This window comes from Janthinobacterium sp. 17J80-10 (assembly GCF_004114795.1).
Classification (GTDB): domain Bacteria; phylum Pseudomonadota; class Gammaproteobacteria; order Burkholderiales; family Burkholderiaceae_D; genus Paucimonas.
This window is the reverse complement of record NZ_CP035311.1, coordinates 2,747,700-2,761,724: the sequence shown is the minus strand read 5'-3', so window position 1 is coordinate 2,761,724 and position 14,025 is coordinate 2,747,700. Positions and strand designations below refer to the sequence as shown.

General features: G+C 52.7%; 11 protein-coding genes and 1 tRNA gene. 5 read left to right on the top strand and 7 right to left on the bottom strand.

From position 1 onward, the window contains the following. The first annotated feature begins 10 nt into the window (after positions 1–10). A complete protein-coding gene (locus EKL02_RS12360; RefSeq protein WP_128902335.1) occupies positions 11–379 on the top strand; it encodes an HNH endonuclease in 369 nt (122 codons plus the stop codon). On the opposite strand, the gene EKL02_RS12355 is transcribed toward EKL02_RS12360, so the two are convergent. Then, the gene (locus EKL02_RS12355; protein ID WP_128902334.1) at positions 372–1,514 is read right to left on the bottom strand and encodes a Fic family protein; all 1,143 of its coding nucleotides are present in this window, start codon (positions 1,512–1,514) and stop codon (positions 372–374) included. The two genes, EKL02_RS12360 and EKL02_RS12355, sit on opposite strands and share 8 nt — an antisense overlap. A 419-nt stretch (positions 1,515–1,933) precedes the next feature. Here EKL02_RS12355 and EKL02_RS12350 point away from each other — a divergent pair, with 419 nt between their 5' ends. Genes EKL02_RS12350 through EKL02_RS12335 form a run of 4 tightly spaced genes read left to right on the top strand, consistent with a single transcriptional unit; the run spans position 1,934 to position 9,416 of the window. Beyond that, entirely contained in the window at positions 1,934–4,279 is a 2,346-nt protein-coding gene (locus EKL02_RS12350) for a class I SAM-dependent DNA methyltransferase (protein WP_128902333.1), read from the top strand. Beyond that, positions 4,279–5,634 carry a restriction endonuclease subunit S gene (locus EKL02_RS12345; protein WP_164932016.1) on the top strand — a complete coding sequence of 452 codons (1,356 nt, stop codon included), beginning with the start codon at positions 4,279–4,281 and terminating at the stop codon, positions 5,632–5,634. The genes EKL02_RS12350 and EKL02_RS12345 overlap by 1 nt, the downstream gene beginning before the upstream one ends. Continuing rightward, positions 5,631–8,891: a DEAD/DEAH box helicase family protein gene (locus EKL02_RS12340; protein WP_128902331.1), complete on the top strand. Its 3,261-nt coding sequence runs from the start codon at positions 5,631–5,633 to the stop codon at positions 8,889–8,891. Before EKL02_RS12345 ends, EKL02_RS12340 begins: the two co-directional genes overlap by 4 nt. 42 nt (positions 8,892–8,933) lie before the next feature. Next, complete coding sequence (locus EKL02_RS12335) at positions 8,934–9,416, top strand: transposase (RefSeq protein WP_128902330.1); 483 nt, start codon at positions 8,934–8,936, stop codon at positions 9,414–9,416. Here the strand turns inward: EKL02_RS12335 and EKL02_RS12330 are convergent. The 6 genes from EKL02_RS12330 to EKL02_RS12300 form a co-directional block, all read right to left on the bottom strand. After that, positions 9,330–10,007: a RelA/SpoT domain-containing protein gene (locus tag EKL02_RS12330; protein WP_128902329.1), complete on the bottom strand. Its 678-nt coding sequence runs from the start codon at positions 10,005–10,007 to the stop codon at positions 9,330–9,332. The genes EKL02_RS12335 and EKL02_RS12330 overlap by 87 nt on opposite strands. A gap of 1 nt (position 10,008) precedes the next feature. Next, positions 10,009–11,118, bottom strand: a complete 1,110-nt coding sequence (locus EKL02_RS12325; RefSeq protein WP_128902328.1) for an AAA family ATPase — start codon at positions 11,116–11,118, stop codon at positions 10,009–10,011. A 727-nt stretch (positions 11,119–11,845) separates the two neighbouring features. Next, a tRNA-Pro gene (locus EKL02_RS12315) sits at positions 11,846–11,922 on the bottom strand. Between the two features lie 87 nt (positions 11,923–12,009). After that, the gene (locus EKL02_RS12310) at positions 12,010–12,639 is read right to left on the bottom strand and encodes a malonic semialdehyde reductase (RefSeq protein ID WP_128902327.1); all 630 of its coding nucleotides are present in this window, start codon (positions 12,637–12,639) and stop codon (positions 12,010–12,012) included. A gap of 25 nt (positions 12,640–12,664) precedes the next feature. Beyond that, on the bottom strand, positions 12,665–13,594 hold the full coding sequence (locus EKL02_RS12305; RefSeq protein ID WP_128902326.1) for a pirin family protein: 930 nt from the start codon (positions 13,592–13,594) through the stop codon (positions 12,665–12,667). A 2-nt stretch (positions 13,595–13,596) separates the two neighbouring features. After that, positions 13,597–13,980 carry an OsmC family protein gene (locus EKL02_RS12300; RefSeq protein WP_128902325.1) on the bottom strand — a complete coding sequence of 128 codons (384 nt, stop codon included), beginning with the start codon at positions 13,978–13,980 and terminating at the stop codon, positions 13,597–13,599. Between the last annotated feature and the right edge of the window lie 45 nt (positions 13,981–14,025).

The window sequence follows — 14,025 nt, the reverse complement described above, 5'->3', positions numbered from 1 at the left end:
GTGAGTTCCCATGAGCCTGAAAAAGCTGCGGCAGTTACGCCGGCAAGCCTTCGAAAAACAAAATCATCTCTGCTACTACTGCAAGCTTCCGATGTGGGAGCAGGATCAGCAACAGTTTGCGCGCGGCCAGGGCGTCCCTGCCAGGTTAGTAAAATACGGACGATGTACAGCTGAACATCTCGTTGCCAGAAAAGATGGTGGCCGTGACTTACCTGAAAACATCGTTGCTGCCTGCCTGTGGTGCAATGCATCGCGCCACCGGGGGCGGCAGCATTGCGCCCCTGACCCCACTGCCTACAAAACCCGCGTCAGCCAACTCGTTGGACAGGGAATATGGCACCCTGTCATTGCCAGTAAGCTGGCCCGGGCCCTCACTTGAATCCTACGTTCTCCGCCTTCAGCGCATACCGCGTACTTCGCCCCTGTCCGCTAACAACCAGCAGGCCGTATTCCGCCAGCGCGGTCAGATCGCGCGTCGCGGTCGCCTTTGACGCTCCCGTGATCGCGCCATATTTTTCCGCGCTCAGACCGCCCTGAAAGCCGCTGTCGCCGACATCGAGCAGCTTCTGTATCGCCTTGCGCTGCCGCTCGTTGAGCGGCACTCCGGCATGCTGTGCCCAGAATCGTTGCTTGGCAAGGGCCGCCTGGATGATCTGGCCGGATTTATCGCAGGCCAGGGCGAACTGGCGGGCGAACCAGGCCACCCAGCACGTGACGTCCAGTGCGCCGGACTGGGCCTGGTTGAGCGCATCGTAATACGCGCGCCGGTTTTCCCCCAGCTGGCGCGACATGCTGTAAAGGCGCGTGGCGGCACCCAGATCCTGCGCCAGCGCCAGATCGACGATGGCGCGGCCGATTCTGCCATTGCCATCCTCGAAAGGATGGATGGTCTCGAACCACAAATGCGCCAGGGCGGCGCGGATGAGGCCATCTTCGCCAGCCTTGCCAGATGCGTTGAACCAGTTGATAAAGGCATCCATTTCGGCGGCCACGCTTACCGATGGCGGCGCTTCATAGTGAATGACTTCCTTGCCGGGGCGGCCGCTGATGATTTGCATCGGGTCGGAAAACGAACGGTAGCGGCCCACTTCGATGCGCCGGATGCCGGAAGTGCCGCCGGGGAAGAGGGCAGCTTGCCAGCGGCAAAGCCGGTCGGCATCCAGCCGGTCGGCAAATGCGCTGCCGGCGTCATGCATCACATCCACCAGGCCGTCCACATTTCTGGCGACCGGCCCGCCTTCGCCCAAGCCGAGCTTACGGGCCACCGAAGAACGCACCGCATCCAGGTTCAGGGCTTCGCCTTCAATTGCCGCCGTGGCAATCACCTCGTCGATCCAGATGGCATTCGTGATGCCGGCGAGTTGCTCCAGACCGACGGCTTCTGCCTGGCCAAGCACGCTGCCTTGCGCTCGTCTGGCCGCACCCAGTTCCGGCGCGATTGTCGCCGGGTCATAGCGGAGCGCTGGCCAGCCGGGCTGTTGCCAGATGTATTTTGCTGAATGAGGCGAATTCATGTCATTTACGGCTCAATAATTGAGCCGTAAAGATAGCATATTCGGCTCAACAAGGAGGGAATCGCACCGCCATCGCCTTTTCGGGAACTGCATTGGCGCTGGCAATCAGGTTTTTCTGCTGCAATCCGTCGCGATAATGGAAGTGGACATGACGAGGAGTTTTGGATTGTAATGTGCCACCTTTAATTCATCCCATTTTTCGCTATGCAATTGATAAACGCGTCGCTGGCAACGACCTATCTACTCAGAACGACTCGTGAAGTGTTGTTAAATTGCTTTATTGACTAATAATAACTATTGTCGCAAAGTAAGATGCTCAGAATTTTGCCTTCCAAGAACGGCTTTTTCGCTGAAATGAATATCGCTGGCGGTCGATGCATTCCTGCTCTCGCCAGACCTGACACACCCTGACCATACAAATGACACAAACCCCCAACAATCTCGCATTCGAATCCTGGGCCATCGCCGATTTGCTCCGTGGCGACTTCAAGCAAAGCCAGTACGGCCGTATCATCCTACCGTTTTGCTTATTGCGCCGCCTCGAATGCGTGCTCGAAGCTACCAAAGACAAGGTAGTCGCCGAATACGAAAAAGTTCAAAAGACCAAGCTGCCTGAAGACGCGCAAGAAAAACTGCTGCTGCGCGCCACTGGCGGCCTGTCGTTTTTCAATACTTCCAAAATGAACCTCGCCAAACTGGGCGAATCCGGCATCAAGGCCAACCTGGAAAACTACATCCAAAGTTTTTCCAAAGACGCCCGCGAGATTTTTGAATACTTCAACTTTGCCGAATTCGTCGGGCAATTGAATGACGCTAATCTGCTCTACAAGGTCGTGCAAAAAGTGCGCACCATCGACTTGAGCCCCAAGGCCGTTTCCAACCATGACATGGGGCTGGTGTTTGAAGAACTGATCCGCCGCTTTGCCGAAGGATCGAACGAAACTGCCGGTGAACACTTCACGCCGCGCGACATCGTGCGGCTCACCACCGCGCTGGTATTCATGGAAGACGACGCCGCGCTCACCAAGCCCGGCATTATCCGCACCATCTACGACCCCACCGCAGGCACTGGCGGCTTTCTCTCAAGCGGCATGGAGTACGTGCACGAGCTCAACCCGCAAGCAGTGATGCGCGCCTACGGCCAGGAACTCAATCCGGAAAGCTACGCCATCTGCAAAGCAGACATGCTCATCAAAGGGCAAGAGGTCGGCAACATCAAGCTCGGCAACACGCTCTCCAACGACCAGCTCTATTCCACCCAGTTCGACTACATGCTGTCCAATCCGCCGTTCGGCGTCGACTGGAAAAAGATTGAAGGTTCTGTTAACGCCGAGCATGATGAGAAAGGTTTCGACGGCCGCTTCGGCCCCGGCCTGCCGCGCGTGTCCGACGGTTCGCTCTTGTTCCTGCTGCACCTGATCAGCAAGATGCGCGATGCATCCGACGGCGGTGCCCGCATCGGCATCATTTTGAACGGTTCCCCCTTGTTCACCGGCGGCGCAGGTTCCGGCGAATCCGAAATCCGCCGCTACATCCTCGAAGCCGATTTGCTGGAGGCGATCGTCGCTCTCCCGACCGACATGTTCTACAACACCGGCATCGCCACCTATGTCTGGATACTCTCCAACAAAAAAGCGGCAGAGCGAAAAGGCAGCGTGCAACTGATCAACGGCGTCAACCTGTGCGGCAAGATGCGTAAATCCTTGGGTAGCAAGCGCAACGTGATGGATGACGAAGACATCGCCACCATCACCCGCTGCTTTGGCAAATTTGAAGGGGTCGATGCACGTGCGCTGGACAAACCGGCGGAACAGAAAAGTAATCGTGGCAGGCAATCTGCCAACCCGAAAGCAGAAGTCGCCAAGACTTTCGCCAGCAAGATTTTCAAGACGCATGAATTCGGCTACCGCCGCATCACGATAGAACGTCCGCTGCGCCAGTCGTATCAATTCAGCGACGAGCGCCTGGCCAGTCTGCGGTATGAGTCCGGCACCCTCAACGCCGCGATGCAATGGGCGTATGCGCAATACGGTGCAGAAGCCGACACAGGGAACAATGCGATCTGGAGCGATGCCCCGGCCTGCAAACACTACGGCGACCTCAGTGCACATGAAGACGCGATCCGCCGCTATATCAAGCTGCATTTCGTCGATCTCAAGGAAAAACAAATTAAGGACCTGCTCGACCGCAGCACCTGGCTCGCGCAAAAACAGACGCTGCTGAAAGCGCGGCAACTGCAACAAGTGATCGGCATCGTGCAGCACGACGACATGAATGATTTCGACGACGTGCTCGCCAAAGCCTGCAAAGCGCAAGGCATTACGCTCGACGCCAAAGAGAAAAAGCAAATCACCGATGCGGTCAGCTGGAAAAATCCCGCCGCTGAAAAAATCATCAAGAAGATTCACAAATCCAAGGCTGATCCGATCTACGGACTTTTTTCCGTCAACGGCCAGGTGATCGAATACAAAGCCGACGGCGACTTGCGCGATTTTGAAAACGTCGCGCTCGACCCGTCGAAGTCAGTCAACGAGCTGAACGAAGCCTACTTCACTAGGGAAGTCTTGCCGCATGTGTCCGATGCCTGGATCGACGCTGGCAAGAAGGATGACAAGGATGAGCAGATCGGCATCGTCGGTTATGAGATTCCGTTTAATCGACATTTTTACCAATATCAGCCACCGAGGGATTTGGTCGAGATTGATGCGGATTTGGATGCGGTGAGTGCAGAAATCATGAAATTGCTGCAAGAGGTGCATTCATGATGAGCGAGAAGTACCGAGCCTATCCAGAATATAAATCAACTGATACCGACTGGTTAGGTGAAGCCCCAAAGTATTGGAAAACTATTCCGGTAGGTCGTTTGTTTAGGCGAGTAAAAAGAACTAATTTTTCCGATAAAGACTTGCTATCTGTTTATCGGGATCATGGCGTGGTGCCCACATCCAGTCGTGACGACAATAATAATAAGCCTTCGGACGATTTGACTCCGTATCAATTGGTTGAGCCTAATGATCTTGTCATGAATAAGATGAAGGCCTGGCAAGGCTCGATAGCAATTTCAGAATTCGAAGGCATTGTCAGTCCGGCATACTTTGTATATCAACCATATTCAAAACTTTTTGACGTCGCATATCCGAAATACATTCATTACCTATTGCGGCATCCGATTTATATTGCTCAGTACCTAAGACAATCAAAAGGCATTCGCGTCAGTCAATGGGATTTAGATCCAGAAGAGTTTCAACGCATAGAATTGTTACTGCCTGATAAAAGTGAACAAAAAAAAATATTCAATTTCCTCGACAACGAAATCGCCAAGATCGACACGCTGATCGAGAAACAGCAACAACTGATCAAGCTGCTAAAAGAAAAACGTCAGGCAGTGATTAGTCATGCCGTGACCAAAGGTTTAAATTCCAATGCGCCGATGCGCGACTCGGGTGTTGAGTGGTTGGGTGAAGTTCCAGAACATTGGATCGTCGCTAAATTATCATTCAGGTACCAAGTACTGCTTGGAAAAATGCTTGATGATAAAAAAATCACTGGGAATTTTTTGGCCCCATATCTTAGAAACACAGACGTTCAATGGGATAGCGTGAACACAGTAGATCTTCCTCAGATGGATTTTCGCCCGGAAGAGCAAGATCGGTATTCTGTACGAAAGGGCGATTTAATTGTTTGTGAAGGTGGTGAGATCGGACGGTGCGCTATTTGGGAAAATGAAGAGCCAGTCTTTTATCAGAAAGCATTGCACAGATTAAGACCATCGAACGCATTGTCAGACAATACCCGTTTCATGTATTACCAATTGTTTAACGCTGTTCATCAAGAACGGTTTATCAGTGGTGCAGGTAAATCAACTATTGCGCATCTTCCCGCTGAAACTTTCAGGCAATTTAAATTTCCTTATCCGCCGTATGACGAGCAAGAGGAAATTTCTGCTTTTCTGGATAGGCAAAAAGTTCAATTTGATTTGCTGGAACAAAAGGTGGCACAACAAATCGCGTTACTTCAAGAACGTCGCACCGCCCTCATCTCAGCCGCCGTCACCGGAAAAATCGACGTCCGCAACTGGCAAGCACCCTCCCAAACCACCAATAAAAAGATCGCCGCATGACATATATGCCCAGCCACGGCAAGGCCAATGAGCTTGTCTTTCAAAACGACATAATCCGACAATTGGTCGCCAATGGCTGGCTGCTCGGCACAGCCGATAAATACAATCGCGCGCTGGCTTTGTATGAAGAGGATGTGCTGGGCTTTGTCAAAGAGTCGCAGGACGAGCAATGGCAAAAGTTTTGTGCGCTGTATCCGAATGATCCTGAACAAAAGTTTATCGAGCGGGTTGCTGCGCAATTGAACAAGGCCGATCCAAATGCGGCCAACAAAGAGATGCGCACCTTCGGCACGCTGGGCGTGTTGCGCCATGAGTTGCGCGACCGTGGCACGCGCTTTAGCTTGTGCCAGTTCAAGCCTGAACATGATCTGAATCCGGATACATTGGCGCGGTATCAGCAGAACCGGTTGCGGGTAGTGCCGGAGCTGGTGTACAGCCCGTGGGCGACCGCTGCGCACCTGGAGGAAACCGGAGCCAAGGCCAATGCCTGGCGCATCGATCTGGTGTTGTTTGTCAATGGTTTGCCGGTGGCTACCCTTGAACTGAAGTCGGAGTTCAAGCAAGCGGTGCACAACGCGATCAAGCAGTACAAGACCACGCGCTTAGCCGTAGATCCGGTCACCAAAAAACCGGAACCCTTGTTGACCTTCAAGCGCGGTGCGCTAGTGCATTTTGCGGTCAGCCAGTACGAGGTGTATATGGCGACACGGCTGGAAGGCGACGACACCTTTTTCCTGCCGTTTAACAAAGGCACGGCGGAAGGCGGCGCGGGCAACGATGTGCCGATTGATGTGAACAAGTACGCGACCGAGTATCTGTGGAATGAAGTGTTGCTGCCCGATAACCTGCTGAACATTCTTGCGCGCTTTGTGCATTTGCAGATCGATGAGAAGGAAGATTGGGAAGGGCGCAAGTACAAGAAGGAAAGCCTGATCTTCCCGCGTTATCACCAATGGGATGTGGTCAACAAGCTGGTCAATGCCGCGAAGAGCGAAGGGCCGGGGCAGAAATACTTGATCCAGCATAGCGCCGGCTCCGGCAAGTCGAATTCGATCGCGTGGGTCGCGCATCAGTTGTCGTCGCTGTATGACGCGCACGGCAACAAGCAATTCCATTCGGTGATCGTGGTGACCGACCGCACGGTGCTGGATGCGCAGTTGCAGGATACGATTTACCAGTTCGAGCATACCGATGGCGTGGTCGGACGCATCAACCGGCAGGAAGGCGATGGCTCGAAGTCGGAAAAGCTGGCAGCGGCGCTGGAAAGTTCGCAACCGATCATCATCGTGACGATCCAGACCTTTCCGTTTGTGTTGAAGGCGATTGAAAACAGCGTCAGCCTGAAAGAACGCAATTATGTAGTGATCGCCGACGAGGCGCATTCATCGCAAACCGGCTCGACCGCGCGCCAGTTGAAGGAAGTGTTGATGGTCGACGGCGTCGGCGAAGATGACGAGCTGACCACCGACGATATCCTCGACGCTGCTGTCGCATTGCGCCGCGCATCGAACAACCTGAGTTATCTGGCCTTTACCGCCACGCCAAAAACCAAGACGCTGGAATTGTTTGGCCGCTTGCCCAAGCCCGATGAAACGCCCTCCAAAACCAACAAGCCCGCTGCCTACCATGTGTACAGCATGCGCCAGGCGATCGAGGAAGGCTTCATTCTCGATGTGCTGAAAAACTATACCAACTACAAGGTCGCGTACAACCTGGCGATGAAGATCGCCGGCAGCGATCAGGAAGTGGAAAGCAAGAAGGCCAAGGTCAAGCTGAACCAGTGGGTGCGCCTGCACGACTACAACATCAGCCAGAAGGTGCAGGTGATTGTCGAGCACTTCAAGGACAATGTGATGGGATTGCTGGGTGGGCAAGCCAAGGCGATGGTGGTGACTAGCTCGCGCAAGGAAGCGGTGCGTTACAAGTTGGGCTTCGATAAATACATTACCGAGCAGGGTTACCAGAAAATCCATGCGATGGTGGCGTTCTCAGGTGAGGTCGAGTTCAACGCAAAAGACCCGAATGCAGATGCGCTGGTCGGTAACAAATACACCGAGACCAACATGAACCCGAAGCTCAAGGGCCGCGACATGCGCAAGGCCTTTGATACCGATGATTATCAGGTGATGATCGTCGCCAACAAGTTCCAGACCGGTTTCGACCAGCCCAAGCTGTGCGCGATGTATGTGGACAAGAAGCTCGGCGGCGTGGAATGCGTGCAAACCCTGTCGCGCCTGAACCGGACCTATCCGGGCAAGGCTCAGACTGGGACGTTTGTGCTGGACTTCTTCAATGAGCCGCAGGAGATCCTCGACGCGTTCCAGCCGTATTACCAGACTGCTGAGCTGGCGGACGTGTCCGATCCCGATCTGATTTTTGACCTGTTCGATAAATTGCGCGCGGCTGGCGTATTTACCTGGAATGAGGTCGAGCAATTCTGCGATGCGTTCTTTGTGAAAAGCAAAAGCAATGCAGCGATTGCCAATATCTGCAAACCGGCGGTCGAGCGCTGGCAAAAGCGCTACAAGTCGGCGGTGGAAGCATACAAGCAGGCGCGGGATATCTTCGAGCGCACCAAGCAGACCAAGGATGCGGTGTTGATCGCCAATGCCGAGAAATCGTTCAAGGTATGCAAGCAGGAAAAGGATGCACTGGAAATCTTCAAGAAAGACCTGGGCACCTTTGTGCGCTTCTATGAATTCATGTCGCAGATCGTCGATTACGACGACAAGGACTTGGAAAAGCTGAGCTTGTACGCGCGCAACCTGCGTCCGATGCTGCGCGAGACCATCATTGATGAAGACGATGTCGATTTGAACAGCATCGTATTAAGCCATTACCGGTTGTCCAAAATCCGCCAGCATGACTTGATCATGCAAGAGTCGGATGAATACAAGCTGGCGCCGGGCGACGAGGCAGGGACGGCCAAAGCCAAGGACAAGAAAGTCGAGTTCCTGTCCCAGATCGTGCATAGGTTGAATGAGCTGTTCATCACCGATCATCTGACCGAAAGCGACATGGTCAATTACGCCCATACCATCCGCGACAAGGTGAAGGAAAATGAAGTGGTGATGCGGCAATTGGCGAACAATACTGCCGAGCAAGCGCTACTGGGCGATTTTCCCAAGGCGGTGGACGATGCAATCCTGGATAGTAGCGATGCACATCGGGAGCAGATGATGCAGTTGTTGTCAGACCCGAAAAAAGCGGCTGGATTTGCAAAGATTGTTTTCGATTTGTTGAGGTCGTCGCATTGAGAGTAAGCGTCAACTTCGCACCGTCTGGACGCGGTTTCCTGGATGAGCCAAAGTGGCTCCCGCTGTTTTTTGGTAGGAACTACTTTGGATACAACAATCAAGCAGGGGAACCGCAAGGGCCGTCCGAACCATCCTCTCGAATTCAAGAAACACCTTGCGCAGGCCGCTTGCGAGCCGGGCGTCTCCGTGTCGCGTCTGGCCAGGGAGCATGGCATCAACGCCAACATGCTGTTCAAATGGCGTCGCCACTATCGTGCTGGCTTGTTCGATAGCACAGCGTCGTCGGCCTTGTTGCCGGTGGTCGTGGCCGATGCTGGCATGGCGGCATCTCCATCACTGCGAGCACGGCACGGCCAGATTGAAATCACCTTCGCCGGTGCGGTGATCCGCATTGAAGGCGGCGCTGACGCCGACACCACGACTGACTGCTTTGTATCGTCAATTTTGCACAGTGAGCTCTTTGGTCCTAAATATGGAGTCGGCAAGTCTCGTTCCTGTGGACACCAATTTGGAGAGTACTCTTAGTTGCTCTTTACAAGCTTGATTTTCAATAGCATGGGGGTAGTTCATACTGTGATCAATTTCTCCCCAAATTTCCTCAAATAGAGTTCGAACCTGAATTTCGCAACATATATTTGAATCCGCTTTCGGTTTTACAACGTAATGTATGCTGGTGTAATACGAAGCTTTAATTTCAGTAGCAAGTCCTAACTTTTTAAAAAATTCAATTGCTTCCGGATCCCATGAATAAACCTTCGGCTCCTCATGTAAAAACCATTCTCGATTGGTTATTTGATTCATAATATGTTTATGAATATTGGGGAATTGGTCTTGGTATAAATGAAGAACTCGGACGCCAGCTAAATCAGTAATTTTTTCATATATGTTTGCTGCAGAAATAGGGTTCGCGTCATCCCATTTCCGTTCAAGTTTGTCCTTTAAATGGCTTTCATTTTTCAGTCTACTTTTTATTGTATGGATCACAGGTGTGCCATATTGATTTAATGAAGGTTCGAGTTTAAAAAAGTCAACCACACCATTTAAAAAACGTTCAAATAGATGCTTATCATCATTGAATTTGCAGGTTGCTGAAGCAATACTCTCTTCTTTATTCATGTTACGCATCCAACAATTCAATTCTTTTTAGCATCGATTCGCAAAACTGGCGATACGCAGCGCCAGTTTCTTGGTATTTTGCGCTTGCTCCCCGTATGGTGCTCGCATGTTCCGTTTCAATTTCAGGTAGCGATGGGATCCTCCACATTGGAGTGTGATAGTGCTGTGCCATCGTTGGAAAGGTATTGTGCGAGTGCATCACTGAAGTTTCGCCTATTGGTGCACTCATAGTCGCGTCGTCTAGATGGCTACGTAACCCTTTTTCGATGCACCGTTTGATAGTTTCCGGTATCCGGTTTGCATAGTTGAAATGAGCATGGGCCAAGTTCCAAGTGTTATTCACGCCAGAGTATTTTTTTGCGTTATAGATTGTGTAGCCCAAAAATGACACAAAATCTTTTGGAAAAGAATGCCTCTTCTCTTCTGAAATAAGCTGATAAATGATATTGAACTCGGCTTTCCAGGCGCTGAGAGATTTGCCGATGTTCCGAATGCCATATAGTGAAAATAAATCGGGAGCCGCAGGAACAAAAAAACCATCAACTGTTGATATAACTACTTTATTTAGTGACCCCAAACTCGGCGAAGTATCAATGATGACGTAATCATAGCCATACTGCGTGCTGTATTTTTCGCTGATTTCTCTGATTTTCGTAACTGTGCGTATAGCCAACGGGTCGCCTCTATATATTCCAGCCCATCGTTCAGCGATTTTGTCTTCATATAGGTGCAGTGTGAGCCTGCCTGGAATAATATCGAGCGAACTGGAGAGCTTCACTGGGGGGGGTAAGGACTCAAGGTCGCCAGTACCTTCTTCAGTAGGTTTTAAAATAAAATGCAAGCTTCTTGGCTCATTAATTAAGTTGCGGAAATCATCTAGAACGAGTGAATTTTTCGACGATTCGAACCCTGCATCTATAAATTTATCTTCCTTTTCCCAGATGCTATGGATTGATTCTTGATTTAAAGAATAAATAGTTAAATTGCATTGTGGGTCCGCATCTATCATTAGCACTTTAAACCCCATCTCAGATAGAGCGTGCCCGACGTGATAAGTAAGGGTGGTTTTTCCCACGCCGCCTTTATTGTTGAATACTGAAATCGATTTCACCGATTGTTCCTTGCAAATGGCTTTACCCCAGGTTGGGTAACTAGAGGACGGGGATTACATAAAATAAATATTGTTGATTGTCGATATGATGAGAGTTGCAAATATGCAATTAATTTTACAGTATTTTCTCTTATAGTTGCTAGGGGAATCAAACCAAAAATGGCACGTCGCGCGGTGTTCCATTGAATCACGATGGAAAAGTCGTTTAGAAGAGAAAGCCGGCGAGCATTCGCGGTTTTGCTTTACTTATAAGGGAAAGCCAATCGGCTGAGATGTGACCAATACCGCATGGCATAACGCTTTAAGGAAAGCAGTATTGAGGATTTTCGGTTTTATGATCTTCGACATGTCTGGGCATCATGGCATCGCCAGGCGGGAACGTCATGTGATGAACTGAAAGAGCTTGGTGGCTGGAAATTGCGGACGATGGTGGATCGCTATGCAAAGTTTGCATCTGACCATCTGCAGGCTTCAGCGTCGCGGATTGAAGAGGGTAGGGGCGGCAACGTGGCGGCACTGTCACGTTTTCATCAAGTCCAGAAATGAGAAAGGGGCTACGTTTTCACGTAACCCCTTAATGATATTGGCTTCCCGACCTGGACTTGAACCAGGGACCTGCGGATTAGCAGCCGATATTAACTTCACAGAATTTTTCTTACCTATTTCCTCACCAATCACAGAAAACAAAAAGGCCAATCCGAAGATTGGCCTTTTTGTTTGATTCAATTGGTCGGGGCGAGAGGATTCGAACCTCCGACCCCGTGCACCCCATGCACGTACGCTACCAGGCTGCGCTACGCCCCGACGAACTCAAGATTATAGCAGAGGTCGGGACGATGTTGCCAAGTAATGCTTGTCAGGTAAATAAAGCAAGCGAACTGCTTCTGCATTTCAAAGCAACTTGCAGGCCTCATCGAATTCCAGCCGCGGGCTGCGCGGAAACAAGTTTTTCGTATCGCCATATCCAAGATTGCACAGGAAATTGGTCTTGATATGGCTATCGGGAAAATACTCATACGCAAAGTCGGGGCGGCCCTCGGCCGGGAAAAATTCATGGTCGACTTTGGCTTGATCGAAGCCGGACAAGGGGCCGCAATCCAGTCCCAGCGCGCGCGCCGCCAGCATGAAATAGGCGCCTTGCAGGGAGCTATTGCGCCGCGCCGTGACTTCCGCCAGTTCCGGGGTATTGGCGAACCAGGCGCGCGCGTCCGCATGGGGAAATAGCTTGGGCAATTGCTCGTAGAATTTACCATCGTAACCAATGATCGCCGTGACCGGCGCTGACATGGTTTTTTCCACATTGCCCGGGGCAAGCGCGGGCAACAGGCGCTGTTTCGCTTCCGGCGTGCGCAGGAAGAGGATACGCACAGGGCAGCAGTTGGCGCTGGTCGGGCCCCATTTCATGAGGTCGTAGATCTGTTTCAGGATGTCGTCGCTGACGGGCTTGTCTTGCCAGGTATTGAAAGTGCGAGCCTGGCGAAACAGCAGGTCGAGTCCTTCCTCTTTCAATTGCTTGCTCATGATTGGTTCCTTGAAATATTGCCGGTTAAGGATAATGCACCGGCTTGCCCGGAAGATCGGGCAGGGGAATGAATTCGGTCTCGTCCGGCACCTTCGCAAACCGCTGCTCGCGCCAGTCGTCCTTGGCTTGTTCGATGCGCTCGGCCGAGCTGGAAACGAAGTTCCAGGTGAGGTAGCGCGCCCCATCCATCGGTTCACCGCCCAGCAGCATGGCACGTACGCCTGCCGCGCCGGCAGCGATGGTGACGTGCTTGCCGGGTTTTAAAACCAGCAATTGCCCGGCATCAAAGAGGCCATCGCGGCCCAGGTCGAGGGCGCCTTCCACCACGTAGATGGCCCGTTCGGTATAGTCGGCCGGAATATCCATCCGTGCGCGCGGCTGGAGTTGCACATCGACGTAGAACAGGTCGGACAGGGTGGCCACCGGCGAGCGGCGGCCGAAAAAGCTGCCGGCGATAATGCGTGCCGACACGCCTTCGGCTTCTTCCACCGGCAGCTCGGCGGCCCCGGTATGGCGAAAATCGGGCGCGCATTCTTCTTTGGCGCGCGGCAGCGCCACCCAGCATTGCAGGCCGGACAGCGAGGATTCATGCTGCCGCGTTTCGGGTGCGGTGCGTTGCGAATGGACGATGCCTCTGCCGGCGGTCATCCAGTTCACATCGCCGGGCTGGATGGCCTGTACGCTGCCGAGGCTGTCGCGGTGCAGGATTTCGCCGGTAAAAAGATACGTGACGGTAGCCAGCCCGATATGCGGGTGCGGCCGCACATCGAGGCCCTTGCCTGCGGCAAAGACATGCGGGCCCATCTCGTCGAGAAAGACAAACGGCCCGACCATGCGCTTTTGCCGCGACGGCAGCGCGCGCCGCACTTCGAAGTGGTCGCCGAGATCCGTCGTGCGCGGTACGACCACGACTTCCAGGGCGCCGTCTGGCAGCACTTCAGACGCATCAGTCATGGCTATTCCTCCTGCGTGGTAATCCGGATTTCGCCCGACAATACCTTGTGGATCGGGCACTTGTTGGCAATCTCGGTCAGGCGCGCGCGCTGCTCGGCATCGAGTGCGCCGACGTAATGGATATGCCGCTTCAGGATAAAGGCAGCGCCTTCGTGCGCATGCTCGATGCGCACCTGCACGTCTTCCAGGGGCCATTCCTTGCGGCGCGCATACAGGGTGAGCGTGAGTGCCGTGCAGGCGCCCAGCGATGCCGCCAGCAGTTCGTGCGGGGAAGGGCCGGTGTCTTCGCCGCCAACCTGCGGACTTTCATCGGTCAATAACCGGTGTTGCCCAATGTCGATGAAGTGCTGCAGCTTGCCTTCGCCTTTGTGTACCTTGATATCCATCGTTTGCTCCCCTGTTCGATGTGCGGGCCGGCGTTGCCTCCCTTG